This window comes from Azospirillum sp. SYSU D00513, from assembly GCF_017356015.1.
Taxonomy (GTDB): Bacteria; Pseudomonadota; Alphaproteobacteria; order Azospirillales; family Azospirillaceae; genus Azospirillum.
Map to the genome: position 1 here is coordinate 76,921 of NZ_JAFIQV010000010.1, position 15,072 is coordinate 91,992.

The 15,072-nt window shown below is 69.9% G+C and carries 13 protein-coding genes; 9 read left to right on the forward strand and 4 right to left on the reverse strand.

Annotated features, from left to right (window positions below):
* Positions 1–172: 172 nt before the first annotated feature.
* From JUB11_RS09810 to JUB11_RS09820, 3 genes are read right to left on the reverse strand one after another with little or no spacing between them, the layout of a single operon-like run.
* On the reverse strand, positions 173–1,123 hold the full coding sequence (locus JUB11_RS09810) for a hypothetical protein (protein WP_207458347.1): 951 nt from the start codon (positions 1,121–1,123) through the stop codon (positions 173–175).
* A gap of 8 nt (positions 1,124–1,131) precedes the next feature.
* Entirely contained in the window at positions 1,132–1,548 is a 417-nt protein-coding gene (locus JUB11_RS09815) for a phage holin family protein (protein WP_207458348.1), read from the reverse strand.
* A complete protein-coding gene (locus JUB11_RS09820; RefSeq protein WP_207458349.1) occupies positions 1,545–2,486 on the reverse strand; it encodes a hypothetical protein in 942 nt (313 codons plus the stop codon). The genes JUB11_RS09815 and JUB11_RS09820 overlap by 4 nt, the downstream gene beginning before the upstream one ends.
* A gap of 625 nt (positions 2,487–3,111) precedes the next feature.
* Between JUB11_RS09820 and JUB11_RS09825 the strand changes: the two genes are divergently transcribed.
* Genes JUB11_RS09825 through JUB11_RS09835 form a run of 3 tightly spaced genes read left to right on the forward strand, consistent with a single transcriptional unit; the run spans position 3,112 to position 6,056 of the window.
* On the forward strand, positions 3,112–3,687 hold the full coding sequence (locus JUB11_RS09825; protein WP_247886957.1) for a hypothetical protein: 576 nt from the start codon (positions 3,112–3,114) through the stop codon (positions 3,685–3,687).
* The gene (locus JUB11_RS09830; protein WP_247886958.1) at positions 3,671–4,510 is read left to right on the forward strand and encodes a response regulator transcription factor; all 840 of its coding nucleotides are present in this window, start codon (positions 3,671–3,673) and stop codon (positions 4,508–4,510) included. The genes JUB11_RS09825 and JUB11_RS09830 overlap by 17 nt, the downstream gene beginning before the upstream one ends.
* Complete coding sequence (locus JUB11_RS09835; RefSeq protein WP_207458351.1) at positions 4,491–6,056, forward strand: HAMP domain-containing sensor histidine kinase; 1,566 nt, start codon at positions 4,491–4,493, stop codon at positions 6,054–6,056. Before JUB11_RS09830 ends, JUB11_RS09835 begins: the two co-directional genes overlap by 20 nt.
* A 49-nt stretch (positions 6,057–6,105) precedes the next feature.
* On the opposite strand, the gene JUB11_RS09840 is transcribed toward JUB11_RS09835, so the two are convergent.
* Complete coding sequence (locus JUB11_RS09840) at positions 6,106–7,299, reverse strand: ROK family transcriptional regulator (protein WP_207458352.1); 1,194 nt, start codon at positions 7,297–7,299, stop codon at positions 6,106–6,108.
* Positions 7,300–7,494: 195 nt separating this feature from the next.
* Here JUB11_RS09840 and JUB11_RS09845 point away from each other — a divergent pair, with 195 nt between their 5' ends.
* The 6 genes from JUB11_RS09845 (at position 7,495) to xylB (ending at position 15,026) form a co-directional block, all read left to right on the forward strand.
* The gene (locus JUB11_RS09845) at positions 7,495–9,027 is read left to right on the forward strand and encodes a sugar ABC transporter ATP-binding protein (protein ID WP_207458353.1); all 1,533 of its coding nucleotides are present in this window, start codon (positions 7,495–7,497) and stop codon (positions 9,025–9,027) included.
* On the forward strand, positions 9,020–10,009 hold the full coding sequence (locus JUB11_RS09850) for an ABC transporter permease (protein ID WP_247886959.1): 990 nt from the start codon (positions 9,020–9,022) through the stop codon (positions 10,007–10,009). The genes JUB11_RS09845 and JUB11_RS09850 overlap by 8 nt, the downstream gene beginning before the upstream one ends.
* A gap of 24 nt (positions 10,010–10,033) precedes the next feature.
* Complete coding sequence (locus JUB11_RS09855; protein ID WP_207458355.1) at positions 10,034–10,984, forward strand: substrate-binding domain-containing protein; 951 nt, start codon at positions 10,034–10,036, stop codon at positions 10,982–10,984.
* A 209-nt stretch (positions 10,985–11,193) separates the two neighbouring features.
* Entirely contained in the window at positions 11,194–12,249 is a 1,056-nt protein-coding gene (locus JUB11_RS09860) for a sugar phosphate isomerase/epimerase (RefSeq protein ID WP_207458356.1), read from the forward strand.
* Positions 12,250–12,259: 10 nt separating this feature from the next.
* Positions 12,260–13,435, forward strand: coding sequence for a Gfo/Idh/MocA family oxidoreductase (locus JUB11_RS09865; RefSeq protein ID WP_207458357.1), 1,176 nt, complete (start codon positions 12,260–12,262; stop codon positions 13,433–13,435).
* A 124-nt stretch (positions 13,436–13,559) separates the two neighbouring features.
* A complete protein-coding gene (gene xylB, locus JUB11_RS09870) occupies positions 13,560–15,026 on the forward strand; it encodes a xylulokinase (RefSeq protein ID WP_207458358.1) in 1,467 nt (488 codons plus the stop codon).
* The last annotated feature ends 46 nt before the right edge of the window (positions 15,027–15,072 follow it).

Sequence of the window (15,072 nt, forward strand, 5' to 3'; positions counted from 1 at the left end):
TCGTAAACCATCGCAAAAGAGGCGGCAAGGGCGCTCATCGCGCGGCAGACCGGCCTTCCGGGCATGAATCCGGCACCGCCGGGCACGGGAAGCTGGGAAAGAAAAAACCCCGCGGCGGACCGCGGGGCGAGGGCTGCTGTCAGATGGCGGGCAAGACGCCCGCAGGCGGGGCTCAGGAGGGCTTGGATGCTTCTTCCTTGGCGGCCTGGACCGCCTCGGAGGCGGCGTTCCTGGCCGTGCCCATCGCGTCACCCAGCTCCTCCTGGGCGGTTTCCAGCGCGGCACGGGCGGCGCGGGTGCCGCGGTCCACATAATCGTGCGCCATGCTCTTGGCGCGCTCGGTCGCCTCGTCGGCGTAGTCGCCGATCCACTCGTTCTCGTATCGGGTGGAGGGGATGCTGGCGCCGAGTGCGGCGCCCAGCGTCAGCCCCATCACGCCGGCGACCAGCGGATGGTCCTCGACCATGTCCCAGAAGCTGCTGGCCATGCCCTTGGCGCGCTGGCCGGACATGGCGGTGCTGCGGCTGGACTGTGCGCCGCCGGCATACATGCCCGTGGTCTGGCCGGCACCGTGGCTGGAGGAAGAAGAGCCGCGGACGCGCTGCGTCGCGCTGCCGACGGCGTCGCTGACATGCTCGCCGGCGCTGGAGAAGGCCTGGCGGGCGTAGCCGGTCGCGTCGCCGACGCGGCCGCGGACCGAGCGGACGGCGCCGCTGCGGGCGAGCTTGCGGTCATAGCCGCTGCCGGTCAGGGCGAGCCAGCCCAGCCCGATGCCGATCATGGCGAGCGGGACCGGGTGGCTGCGCATGGTGTCGCCGATGGAGGCCATGCCCCCCTTGGCGCGGCTGCCGTAGCCGCCATGGGAGGAGTCGTCATGCCCGGCGTCGAAATGGCTGGTGCTGCTGTGGGCGGTGCGGCCGCCCGGATTCGTGTGCATGCGTTCCATCATCTGCTCCTTCAGGTGCCGGGGCGCGAGCCGGGAGAGTTTCCGCTCCAGCGCCCCGAGGGTTTCGGTGATCCGCTCCTGGCTGGTGCGGATGTCGCGTTGCATGGCGTCGTAGTCGCGGGTGCCCCGGTCGTCGCCCGGTCCGTCGCCCCGCCCGCCGTCATGGCCGCGGCTCATGGCCGTGTTCACCGGGCGAGCTGGGAACGAGCCCAGCGCTTGTCGTCGCGCAACGTTTCCATGGTGCGCTTGGGCTGCAGGTTGTTGGCCGACAGGCGGCTCTTGCCCATCATCAGCAGCACGCCGCCGATGACGAGCACGACGGCGCCGACGATGAGCGCCGCCAGCCATGGCTGGACGTAGAGCGCCAGCCCCAGAACCGCCGCCGCCAGCAGGACCAGCAGCCCGGCGTAGGCGATGAAGCCGCCCACCGCGAGGAAGGCGACGCCGCCGGCGGCCTGGCCGACCTTCTCGGTCATCTCGGCCTTGGCCAGTTCGATCTCGGTCCGCGCGAGGTTGGTGGTCTCGCGCGCGAGGTCGGCGAAGAGCCCGGAGATCGGCCGATCCTGCCGGGTGTCGTAGGAGCGGTCTTCGGCGGCGCTCATGGGGTGGTCCCCTGCGGCTTGCCGCCGGTGGCCGGCGAGGAGTTCAGGGTGGCGCCGGGAACGGTGCCCGCCGGCTTGGCGACGGATTCGGCCGCCTTCGGGGTCGGGGCGGTGCCGGCCATCAGCCCGGCGGCGTCCTGGCTGCGCGCGCTGGCGGTCGCGGCGGTGGCGCTGTTCATGCGCGCGCCGCCGCCCATCCCACCGCCGACACCGCCGGTGCCCATGTGAGTGCCGCCGTGAGTGCCGGTGCCGCGGCTCGCCGCGACGCCTTCCGACATCTCGCGGCCGCCCGCCGCGGTGCCCGTGCCGGTGCCCCGCGCGCGGGTGCCCGTGGCGAAGGCCCGGGCGCCCGACTCGGTGTAGCCGTGGCTGTCATAGTCGTGCAGGCCGTAGCCGCCGTTGCGCACGGTCTGGGAGCCCGTGTCGTAGCTGTTCTGCCCCCGGCGCACGCCCGAGCCGTAGCTGTTCTGCATCCGGCGCTCGCCGGAGGACTTGATGAAGCGCGAGAACAGGAAGCCGACGGCGAAGGCGGCGCCGATGAAGACCTCCGGCTGCCGGCGGGCGAAGCCCTCGACCTGGCCGACGATGTCGTCCATCGTCGAATCGCGGAGCATGTCCGCGACCTGCTCGACCCGGCTGGCGGCCTGGTCGGCGTAGTGGGCGGCGGCGCCGTTGTTCTCCTTGGCGAGCTGGTCGGCCGCCACGTGCAGCGCGTCGGCGACGCTGCCGAGCTGGTCGGCGGCGCGGTGCGTCTGCTGCTCCAGAAGCGAGCGGATGCGGGTCTGCGCGGCGCCGACCTGCTCGCGGCCGGCGTCCATCGCCTGCTGCTGCGCCTGGTTGATGCCGCTGGTCACCTGATCCTTGTATTCGCGTGCCTTGCCCATCGGTTCCGATCCCTTGTTCGTTTCGCCGGTGCCCGACGTGTCGCGGTCTGCCATTTTGGTTCCTCCTCGGTGTTCTCTGGCTCGGTGTTCTCTGGCCCGGTGTGCTCTGAAACCCTGTGCCGGGGCACGTAGTGCCGGTTCGGTCCGCTGGTTCCGCGGCATGCGGCACCCGCCGCGCACGGCGGCGTCCGATGACTGTCGATAGAACAACCCTGAGGGCGTCCGGGTTCCGGTTGCCCGAAAGCCGGCATGCGATGTCAATGTGGAGTTGCGGGGGGCCGGGACGGGCCGCCGCCGCGATGACGGCGCGCCGGCCGCTGCCGTGCCCGCCCCGGTCGGAGGAGGTGCCCCACGCCCGCCATGCGGCGATCCGATTCCTGCCACAGCTTTGACGCGTTCGGGGGCTATACTGGGTTCCGCAGGTTGCTTTGCTTTGGGGGAGATGAACTTATCCTAGTCTCCGCCCCGCTTGCCTTGGCTGCGGCTTGGCGGAATCCGAGAAGAAACGCGCCGAGCCCTCGCAAAAAGGGGGTAATTGATGTGCGTTTAACGTGGCATTAACCAGCCTCGTCTGATTTTGGCCTCACCGGCAGGGGGAAAATGTGGGGCCGCAAGGCACGGCATCGAACCACCCCGATCGGCCCGATTTCGTTCTGAATGACGTTGAAAGGCCCGCACAATGACCATGACGGCTTCCGTGCGCGATGCAGCCGACGCCAAGGCCGACGGCCGGCGCGGCCGCGCGGGTCTGGTCCTGGCGGTTCTCCTGCTGACGGGGTGCCCCGGCACGACGATCAACTCGGACCAGGGCTCGATCCAGACCGAGACCGCGAAAGGCCTGGCGATGGCGCCCCCGGTGCCCAAGCCCAAGCCCGCGCAGCGGTCGAACGCCGTCGTCACCGCCAAGAAGGCGGAGGACGCGGTTCCCACCACGCAGACGCATCTGGCGGCCTTGCCACCGGAGGCGTCACCCGGCGGAAAGGCCGATCCGAACGCACTGGTCGGATTGGATCAGAACCAGACCCGCCGTCTCCTGGGGTCCCCCGCCTCGACGGAAGAGGCGCCGCCGTCAAAGGTCTGGCGCTACGCCAAGGGCGATTGCACGCTCAAGGTGTACTTCTTCATGGACATGACGTCCTCCCAGGACTTTCGAGCCCTCTCCTACGACATGAAGAGCAGCGACAATGTCCCTGACGCCGATAGCCGATGCTTCGCCCAACTCCTTGCTCAAGCCTGGGATGCCAGCCATGACTGATGCACCGATCGCCCGCGTGGCCCTCGTCGACGACGACGACCTGTTCCGCGAGTCCCTCGGCCTCAACCTGGCCGACGAGGGCTACGAGGTCATTTCCTTCGACCGGGGCGAACCGGCCCTCGACTTCTTCGCCCAGGGCGGCCAAGTCGACATCGTCCTGCTCGACTGGCGCATGCCGAAGCTGGACGGCATCGACGTTCTGCGTCAGATGCGGTCGCGCGGCATCGAGCTGCCGGTGATCTTCCTGACCGTCCTGTCGGATCAGATCTATGAAGAGGCGGCACTGGCCGGCGGCGCGCTCGACTTCGTCGAGAAGTCGCGCAGCCTGCCGATTCTGCTGAAGCGCATGCAGCTCATCGTCGGGGGCACCAAGGGTGCCGCCGAGGAGGCGGAGGCCGAGACCCAGGCCCAGGCGCAGGCGTCGGTCCTGGGCGTCCACACGCTCGGCAAGCTGGAGCTTCGCCTGGAGAACAGCCGCGCCTTCTGGAGCGGCGACCGCATAGACCTGACGCTGACCGAGTTCAACATCGTCAAGCTGATGGCGACTCGGCCCGACGAGGACGTCTCCTACCGCGAGATCTACGACCTCGTGCATGGCAAGGGCTTCATGGCCGGCTACGGCCCGTCGGGCTACCGCGCCAACGTCCGCGCCTTCATCAAGCGCATCCGCCAGAAGTTCCGCGCCGTCGATGCCGATTTCGACTGCATCGAGAACTATCCGGGCTTCGGCTACCGCTGGGGCAACGGCGCCGGCGGCCAGGACGCCGGCCGCGCGCGGCAGGACAATGACGATGTGATGCTCAATGGCGCTGCTGCCGAGTGAGGCGCCGGCCCGCCCGGTCGCGTCAGCCCGCCCGGTCCGTTGGCTGTGGCGTTCGCTGGCGACCCGGCTGGCGCTGCTGACCATCGTCTTCCTGGCGGTTCCGGTCATGATCTACGACCAGTTCCGCCGTGCCGACGAGGTCAACCAGACCCTGCTGCTGCAAAGCGCGCAGCAGCAGGGCAAGCTGATCGCGCGCGCCCTCCAGCCGGAGCTGGCGCGCGCCAACCGCCAGGCCCTGCCGCAGCTCAGCGCCGACCTCGCCCGTTTCGCGGACGAGCGGACCCGGCTTAAGCTTCTGGTCCGTCCGCACGCCATGTCCGGCGGCGACGGCTTCTTCTACGTGGCGGCGGCACCGGCCGTGCCGAACGAGGACCTCGCCTTCGAACGCGCCCAGCTGCTGGAGCAGGGCGTGCTGGAGCGGCTGGGCGCCTCCTGCGCCGGCAACGCGCCGCTCGCCATCCGCGTGCCGCGCCCCTCCGGCAAGGTGGAGGTTCTGTCCTCCATCACCCCGCTCAACACGGATTTCGGCTGCTGGGCGCTGGTGACCAGCCACGGCACCGACGGCTACATCGCCTCCTCGCTCGGCCGACCCTACTGGCGCACACCGGTGGTGCAGGCCGCCGCACTGATCTACATCGGCATGGCGGCGCTGGTGCTGGCGGTGCTGATCGGCGTGTGGCGCAACCTCCATCGCTTCCGCGACCTCGCCCGCGACATCATCAGCGGCGACGGCGGCGAGGCCCACGGCTCCTTCGCGGCGCAGAACACCGTGCCCGAGCTGGCCGGCGTCGCCGAGGATTTCGACCGGCTGGTCGACACGCTGCGCGACAGCGCCAAGTCGCTCCGCCGCGCGGCGGAGGACAACGCCCACGCCTTCAAGACGCCGATCGCCGTCATCCGCCAGTCGGTGGAGCCCCTGCGCCGCTCCCTGCCGGAGGCCGACAACCGCTGCCAGCGGGCGCTCACCATGATCGAGAAGTCGGTGGACAAGCTCGACGGGCTCGTCTCCTCGACCCGCCGCATGGACGAGGCGGTCGCCGACCTGCTCGCCCCGCCGCGCCGCAAGGTGGACCTGTCCGGCCTGGTCGAGCGCATGGCGAACGGCTACACCGGCCTGCTGTCGGAGCGGCACCTGCACATGCGATCCAGCATCGAGACCGGGCTGGTGGTGCGGGCGAGCGAGGACATTCTGGAAACCGTCATAGAGAACCTGGTGGAGAACGCCGTCAGCTTCTCGCCGGACGACGGCACCGTCTCCATCCGGCTGGCGCGCAGCGGCACCTGGGCCGAACTGACGGTCGAGGACGAGGGGCCGGGCGTCGATCCCGCCAACCTGCCGCGCATCTTCGAGCGCTACTTCTCCCAGCGCGAGCCGGGCCGGGGCATCCCGGAGGACGAGGTGGCGGCGGGGCAGGCCGGGGCCGTCCATTTCGGCATCGGCCTGTGGATCGTCCGCCGCAACATCGAGGCGGTCGGCGGCCGCGTGATCGCCGCCAACCGCCCGACCGGTGGCTTCAGCATGAAGATCCTGCTGCCGAAGATCTGACGGGGGAGGGCGTGAAAGGGGAGCAGCGTGCGCCTCTCCTCCGGCGCCGCTACCCCAGCAGCATGTCGGCGCCCGGCATGGGCGAGGACAGGAAGCCCTCCATCGCGAGCGCGATGCCGCCCATGAGCACCGCGTCCGGCCCGAGCGGGGAGACCAGCAGGCGCAGGCCGCGGCGGTGCGGCTCCAGCGCGTGGCGCTCCAGCGCGCGTTCCAGCGGCGGCAGCAGGAAGTCGGCGGCGATGGACAGGTTGCTGCCGAGCACGACCAGCTCGGGGTTCAGCAGATTGACGATGTAGGAGAGCGCGAGGCCGAGCCGCCCGCCCACCTCGTCGAGCAGGCCGAGCATCGCCGCGTCGCCGTCCCGCGCCGCCGCCGTCACCGCCCACAGGTCGGGCAAGGGACGGCCACGCTCCGCCGCCTGAGCCAGGATCGCCAGTTCGGACACATAGGCCTCCATGCAGCCGCGGTTGCCGCAACCGCACAGCCGCCCGCCCGGCTCCACGGTGAGGTGCCCGACCTCGCCGGCGAAGCCGCGCGCGCCGCGGTAGGAGCGCCCGCCCAGCACCAGCGCGCCGCCGACGCCGGACTGGCCGGTCAGGTAGATGAAATCCTCCACCTCGCGGCAGGCGCCGAACAGACGCTCCGCCATCGCCGCCGCCTTGGTGTCGTTGTCGATGTGCACCGGCGCGCCCAGCTCAGATTCGAGCAGCGCCGATTCCAGAAGCGGCCGGATCGCCGTGTCGCGCCAGCCGAAGTTCGGCGCCAGCGCCAGCCGCCCGTCGCGGTCCATCATGCCGGGTATGCCGACTCCGATGGCGCGCAGGGGCAGGCCGGCGCCGCTCATCGCGACGATGCGGCCGATGCCGTCCCGCAGCCGGGCGACGGCCTCTCCCAGATCCGTGCTGCCGGGCAGTTCCAGATGGTCGATGACCGTGCCGGCCAGCGTTGCCGTGACGATGCGGATGGTCCCCGGCTCCAGCCGCGCTCCCACCAGCAGCCCCGCCGACGGCGCGATGTTGAGCGCCGTTTCCGGACGGCCGATGCGCCGGGTGCGCGCCGTTTCCGTCCGTTCCACCAGCCCCTCTTCCAGGAGCTGCGTGACCACGGCGGAGGTCGTCGCCTTGTCCAGCCCGGTCAGCCGGCCAAGCTCCGCCTGCGAGGCGCTGGGGTTCTCGCGCAGGGCATGGAACACCCGGACCATGTTGAGGCGCCGGATCACGGCCGAATTGACCCGCGGCGGCATGCATCCCCCTCTGTTCCGCTCTTTCGGCGTCTGTCCGAACCGCATAACACCCGGTAGGGGTGTTGACGGGCTCTGATCGCTAGGGTAGCGTCCCATTAGTTAGACGGTCTATCAAAAAGACCGACAATCGATGAATGCAGCAAGCGGCCGGGCGGCGACGCCGAAGAGCCGCGAGACAGGGACGGAAATCGCGCCATGAGCCAACCCGTGCTGGGGGCGGAAGGCGTCGCGAAGAGTTTCGGGCCGGTCCAGGTCCTGTTCGGGGTGGATTTCGACGTCCGCCCCGGCGAGGTCCACGCCCTGATGGGCGAGAACGGCGCGGGCAAGTCGACGCTGATGAAGATACTCGGCGGCTACCAGCCGCCGACCGCGGGCACGATCCGCGTGAACGGCCAGCCGGTCCAGTTTTCGGGCAGCGGCGATGCCGAGGCGCTGGGCATCGTCCTGATCCACCAGGAATTCAACCTCGCCGAGACCATGACGGTGGAGGAGAACATCTCGCTCGGCCGCGAGGTCCGGCGGGGCTTGTTCCTCGACAAGAAGGCCATGCGCGAGCGGGCGCGGGCGGCTCTGGCCGAACTGAACTGCCCGGTCGATCCGAACGCGCGGGTCAGCGGCCTCGCCGTCTCCGAACGCCAGATGGTGGAGATCGCCAAGGCGGTCTCCCGCGACGTGCGCGTCCTCATCATGGACGAGCCGACCGCCGTGCTGACCGGGGCGGAGACGGAGGTGCTGTTCCGCCTGATCCGCCGGCTGACCGCGCAGGGGGTGGGCGTCGTCTACATCTCCCACAAGCTGGACGAGGTGAAGGCGATCTCCGACCGCGTGACCGTGCTGCGCGACGGCCGCCACATCGCCACCCGCCCGGCCGCCGAACTCAGCCAGGACGACATCGCGCAGCTCATGGTCGGGCGCGACCTCAGCGACATGTTCCCGCCCAAGAGGGAACTGGCGCCGGACGCGCCGGTGGTGCTGGAGGTGGAGGGGCTGACCGTGCCCGGCTGGGTGGAGAACGCCTCCTTCCGGCTGCGGCGGGGCGAGATCCTGGGCTTCGCCGGGCTGGTCGGGGCCGGCCGGTCGGAGCTGATCGAGGGCATGCTGTCCCTGCGCCACCGCACCGCCGGGACCATCCGCCGCGACGGCAAGCCGGTGCGCATCCGCAACGTCGGCGACGCCGCCGCCCACGGCATCGCCTACCTGACGGAGGACCGCAAGGGCAAGGGACTGCTGGTGGGGAAAGGGCTGCGCCCGAACCTGACGCTGCTGGCGCTGGACCGCTATGGGCGCTTCTTCATCGACGAGCGCAAGGAGGCCACGGTGCTGGAGCGCGCGGTGGAGGAGTTCGACATCCGCGTGAAGAGCATGGACGCGCTGGTCGGCAGCCTCAGCGGCGGCAACCAGCAGAAGCTGCTGCTCGCCAAGACCATGCAGGTCGAACCCTCCATCCTGATCGTGGACGAGCCGACGCGCGGCATCGACATCGGCACCAAGCGCCAGATCTACCTTTTCCTGCATGACCTTGCCCGGCGCGGCGCCTCCATCATCGTGATCTCGTCGGAAATGCCGGAGATCATCGGGCTGTCGCACCGGGTCGTCGTCATGCGCTCAGGGGTCGTCACCGGCACGCTGTCCGGCGACGCCATCGAGGAAGCCGAAATCGTCCGCTACGCCACCGGCCTGAAGGGCGGGACCAAGGGAGTGTCCAATGACGCAATCGTCCATGCCTGACGCGGTCCGGAGACGTTCGTCCGGCTTCGACCTGAAGCTCTGGGGGCCGTTCCTGGCACTGGCCGGGCTGATCGTGCTGGGCACGCTGGTGAACCCGGTCTTCCTCAGCCCCGGCAACATCTTCAACGTGCTGACCCGCACCGCCTTCATCGGCATCATCGCGGTCGGCGCCACCTTCGTGATCACGTCCGGCGGCATCGACCTGTCGGTCGGCTCGCTCGCCGCCTTCGCGTCCGGCGTGACCATCGTCACCATGAACGCGCTGGTCCCCGCGATGGGACCGGGCTGGCACGTGGTGGCGCTGGGCATGCTGGTGGCGGTCGGGCTCGGACTCGCGGCGGGGCTGGTCAACGGCGTTCTGGTGACGAAGGGGAGGATCGAGGCCTTCATCGTGACGCTCGGCACGATGGGCATCTTCCGGTCGCTGGTGACGTATCTGGCCGACGGCGGCACGCTGTCGCTGGATTCCTCCATGCGGTCGGTCTACAGGCCCGTCTATTACGGCTCGCTCTTCGGCATCCCGTACCCGATCCTGCTGTTCGCGGTGGTCGCGCTGATCGGCGCGCTGATCATGTACCGCACGCGCTTCGGCCGATACTGCGCCGCCATCGGCTCCAATGAGGAGGTCGCGCGCTACTCGGCCATCGACGTGGACCGGGTGAAGCTGCTGGCCTTCATGCTCCAGGGGCTGTGCGTCGCGCTGGCCGTGGTCATCTACGTGCCGCGGCTGGGCTCCGCCTCGGCCACCACCGGCCTGCTGTGGGAGCTGGAGGCCATCGCGGCGGTCATCATCGGCGGCACCATGCTGAAGGGCGGCTACGGCCGGGTCTGGGGCACGGTGGTCGGTGCCGTCATGCTCACGCTGATCGACAACATCCTCAACCTGACGGGGGCGATCAGCGTCTACCTCAATGGCGCCATCCAGGGCGCCATCATCATCGTCGCCGTGCTGCTGCAACGGGGCACGGCGTCCAAACGCTAAGAATTCCAAAGGGAGGAACAGGCAATGAAACTGAAGCTGAGTCTCGCCACCGCACTCGTCGCCGGCGTCCTGATGGCCCCGGCCGCCTGGGCGCAGGACAAGATCAAGATGGGCGTCTCCATCCCCGCCGCGACGCACGGCTGGGCCGGCGGCCTGAACTGGCACGCCCAGCAGGCCGAAAAGCGGCTGGAGCAGAAATACCCGAACCTCGACGTCATCCTGGTGACGGCGCGCGACGTCGGCCGCCAGGCCAACGACCTGGAAGACCTCGTGTCGGTCCGCCAGATCGACGCTCTGGTCATCCTGCCCTTCGAATCCGCGCCGATGACCGACCCGGTCCGCGCGGTGAAGGACGCCGGCAAGTTCGTGACGGTGGTTGACCGCGGCCTGACCGACCCGTCGATCCAGGACCTCTACGTCGCCGGCAACAACCCGGAGATGGGCAAGGTCTCCGCCCAGTACATCAAGCAGAAGCTGAACGGCAAGGGCGACATCGTGGTGCTGCGCGGCATCCCCACGGTGGTCGACAACCAGCGCGTCGAGGCCTTCCAGGAGGAGATCAAGGGCAGCCAGATCAAGGTCCTGGGCATGGAATACGCCAACTGGAACCGCGACGACGGTTTCAAGGTGATGCAGGACTTCCTGTCCCGCTTCCCGAAGATCGACGCGGTCTGGGCGCAGGACGACGACATCGCGCTGGGCGTGATCGAGGCGGTCAAGCAGGCCGGCCGCGAGAAGGAGATGTTCATCCTCGGCGGCGCCGGCATGAAGGACATCATCAAACGCGTCATGGACAAGGACACGCTGGTCCCGGCCGACGTGCTGTACCCGCCCGCGATGATCGCCGAAGCCATGGAGATCACCGCCCGCCACCTCGTCGAGAAGGCGCCGATCGAGAAGCAGTACATCATCGAGGCGACCCTCGTGACGCCCGAGAACGCGGCCAAGTACTACTACCCGGACTCGCCGTTCTGATGTGAGGGAAGGGTGAGGCTATCCCCTCTCCCCTCCGGGGAGAGGGAGGGGCCCGCGCAGCGGGAGGGTGAGGGGGGTGCCGCATCTGCCGAACGCAAATGTTCCCCTGCAACCCCCTCACCCTGACCCTCTCCCCAGGGGGAGAGGGAATTGAGCGTCCATACGCGCGGCGCGGTGGCAAGAAGCACATCATCGGGAGGAATGGGCCAATGAAGACCATCAAGGGGCCGGCGATCTTCCTCGCCCAGTTCGCGGGCGATCAGGCGCCCTTCAACAGCCTGCCGGCCATCGGCGAATGGGCTGCCGACCTCGGCTACAAGGGCGTGCAGATCCCGAGCTGGGACGGGCGGCTGTTCGATCTCGCCAAGGCGGCGGAGAGCCGGACCTACTGCGACGAGGTCAAGGGCACGCTCGCCGATCTGGGCGTCGAGATCACGGAACTCTCCACCCATCTGCAGGGCCAGCTCGTCGCCGTTCACCCGGCCTATGACGAGGCTTTCGACGGCTTCGCGGCACCGGAGGTGCGCGGCAATCCCAAGGCCCGGCAGGAATGGGCGGTCGGGCAGCTCATGCTGGCGGCGCAGGCGTCTGCCAACCTCGGCCTGACGGCGCACGCCACCTTCTCCGGCGCGCTCGCCTGGCCCTACATCTATCCCTGGCCGCAGCGCCCGGCGGGGCTGATCGAGACGGCCTTCGACGAGCTGGCGAAGCGCTGGCGCCCGATCCTCGACGCCTTCGACCGGGCCGGCGTCGATCTCTGCTACGAGATCCACCCCGGCGAGGACCTGTTCGACGGCGCGACCTTCGAGATGTTCCTGGAGCGCGTCGGCAATCACCCGCGCTGCAACATCCTCTACGATCCCAGCCACTTCGTGCTGCAGCAGCTCGATTACCTCGGCTACATCGACGTCTATCACGAGCGGATCAAGATGTTCCACGCCAAGGACGCGGAGTTCAACCCGTCCCCCCGGCAGGGCGTCTATTCCGGCTACCAGCCCTGGATCAACCGCGCGGGCCGCTTCCGCTCGCTCGGCGACGGGCAGGTCGATTTCGGCGCGATCTTCTCCAAGCTGACCCAGTACGGCTACGACGGCTGGGCGGTGCTGGAGTGGGAATGCTGCATGAAGCACCCGGAACAGGGGGCCGCCGAGGGCGCGCCCTTCATCGAGGCGCACATCATCCGCACGACCGAAAAGGCCTTCGACGATTTCGCCGGCACCGGGACCGACCTGGAAGCCAACCGGCGGATGCTGGGCATCGGCTGAGGAGGGAAACATGACCATCGAGGGAAGTGCTGCTTCGGCGGCGCGGCGCCGGCTGCGGCTGGGCATGGTCGGCGGCGGGCGCGGGGCCTTCATCGGCGGGGTGCACCGCATCGCCGCCCGGCTGGACGACCGTTACGAGCTGGTGGCGGGGGCTCTGTCCTCCGACCCCGAGCGCGCGCGGGCGAGCGGCGAGGACCTGTTCCTCGCCCCCGACCGCTGCTACGCGAACTTCGCGGAGATGGCGAAGGCCGAGGCCGCCCGGCCGGACGGCATCGACGCCGTCGCCATCGTCACGCCGAACCACATGCACCATCCCGCCGCCAAGGCCTTCCTGGAGGCGGGCATCCACGTCATCTGCGACAAGCCGCTGACCACCACCGTGGAGGACGCCGAGGACCTCGCCGCCGCCGTGGAGCGCAGCGGCCTCGTCTTCGCGCTGACGCACAACTACACGGGCTACCCGATGATCCGGCAGGCCCGCGCCATGATCGAGGCGGGGGAGCTGGGCACGATCCGCGTCGTGCAGGTCGAATACCCGCAGGACTGGCTGACCACGCGGCTGGAGGACAGCGGGCAGAAGCAGGCGGCCTGGCGCACCGACCCCGCGCAGAGCGGCATCGCCGGCTGCGTCGGCGACATCGGCACCCACGCCTTCCAACTCGCCGAGTTCGTCACGGGGCTGCGCTGCGCGCAGCTCGCCGCCGACCTCCACACCTTCGTGGAGGGGCGCCGGGTGGACGACAACGCCCACATGATGCTGCGCTACGCCAATGGTGCCCGTGGCATGCTCTGGGCGAGCCAGGTGGCCCCTGGCCACGAGAACGGCCTGCGCCTGCGCGTGTATGGCGACAAGGGCGGGATCGAATGGTTCCAGGAGCAGCCGAACCAGCTCCGCGTCTCCCCCTTCGGCGAGCCGCCGCGCACCGTCACGCGGGGCGGCCCCGGATCGAACGCGGCCGCCGCCTACGCCACCCGCATCCCGTCCGGCCATCCGGAGGGCTATCTGGAAGGCTTCGCCCAGCTCTACCGCGACACCGCCGACCTGATCGGCGCCCGCATGGGCTGGGGCGACCCCGACCCGCAGGCCCGCCTGGTGCCCACCGTGCAGGACGGCGTGCGCGGCGTCCGCTTCATCCACGCCGCCGTGGAGTCCAGCCGCAGGGGTGCGGCCTGGGTCGAGCTGTAAGAGCAACCACCCTCACCCTCCCTCTCCCGGGGCGGGAGAGGGGAGTCCAGCGCTCGGCTCAAGTCCCCTCTCCCGTCCCGGGAGAGGGCTAGGGTGAGGGTGCAAATCCAAAGGAAGACTATTCATGCATCTCGGCATCGACCTCGGCACGTCCGGCGTCAAGGCGGTCCTGATCGACGGGAAGCAGCGGCTGGTCGGGCAGGCGACGGCGCCGCTGGAGGTCAGCCGGCCCCAGCCGCTCTGGTCGGAGCAGGACCCGGAGGATTGGTGGGCCGCGACGCGGCAGGCCATCGCCGAGCTGCGCCGGCTGCACCCGGACGCCATGGCGGCGGTGCGGGGCATCGGCCTGTCGGGGCAGATGCACGGGGCGACGCTGCTGGACGCCGGTGACCGGGTGCTGCGGCCGGCCATTCTGTGGAACGACGGGCGCAGCGGCGCCGAATGCGCGGAGCTGGAGCGGCGCGTGCCGGGCCTGCGGGCGATCACCGGCAACCGCGCCATGCCCGGCTTCACCGCGCCGAAGCTGCTGTGGGTCGCCAACCATGAGCCGGAAGTCTTCAGGGCGACCGCCAAGGTGCTTCTGCCCAAGGATTACCTGCGCCTGCGCATGACCGGCACCCATGCTTCCGACCTGTCGGATTCCGCCGGAACCCTGTGGGTGGACGTGGCGAAGCGCTGCTGGTCGGCGGAAATGCTGGCCGCCACCGGCCTGACCGAATTCCACATGCCACGCCTGTATGAGGGATCCGACGCCACCGGCACGCTGCTGCCGGACGTGGCGGCGGAATGGGGCGTGCCGGCCGACGCCGTCGTCGCGGCGGGGGCCGGCGACAACGCGGCGGGGGCCGTCGGCGTCGGGGTGGTGGCGCCGGGGACGGCCTTTCTGTCGCTCGGCACCTCGGGCGTGCTGTTCGTCAGCGGCGACCGCTTCGCGCCCAACCCGGAACGTGGCGTCCACGCCTTCTGCCACGCGCTGCCCAGCCGCTGGCACCAGATGTCCGTCATCCTCAGTGCGGCGAGCTGCCTGACCTTCGCCGCCCGGCTGACCGGCGCGCCGGACGAGGCCACCCTGCTTCGGGAGGCGGAGGCGCATGCGGAGGACATCGGCTCGCTGGTCTTCCTGCCCTACCTGTCGGGCGAGCGCACGCCGCACAACGACCCTCACGCCAAGGGCGTCTTCTTCGGCCTGACCCACGAGACGAACCGCGCCGCACTGGCACTCGCGGTGCTGGAGGGGGTGGCCTTCGCCTTCGCCGACGGGCTCGCGGTGCTGGAGGAGGCGGGAGCCTCCGTGGACCGCATGCTGGTCATCGGCGGCGGGGCGCGTAGCGCCCTGTGGGGCCGCATCCTGGCGAGCGCCCTCGGGCGGCCGCTCGACTATCCGGCGGGAGCGGAGGTCGGGCCGGCCTTCGGCGCCGCCCGGCTCGGCCGGCTGGCCGCGACCGGCGAGGACCCCGATTCCGTCTGCCGCCCCTTGGAAATCCGCCACACGGTCGAGCCCGATCCCGCCCTGGCTGCCCGCATGGCAGGCCGCCGCCGCCTGTTCCAGCGCCTCTACGGCGACCTGCGGGAGGCCTTCGCCGGGTCATAGGACTTTTCCCACGGGAATGACCCTTCCAGACCTTGCCCAGTCCACC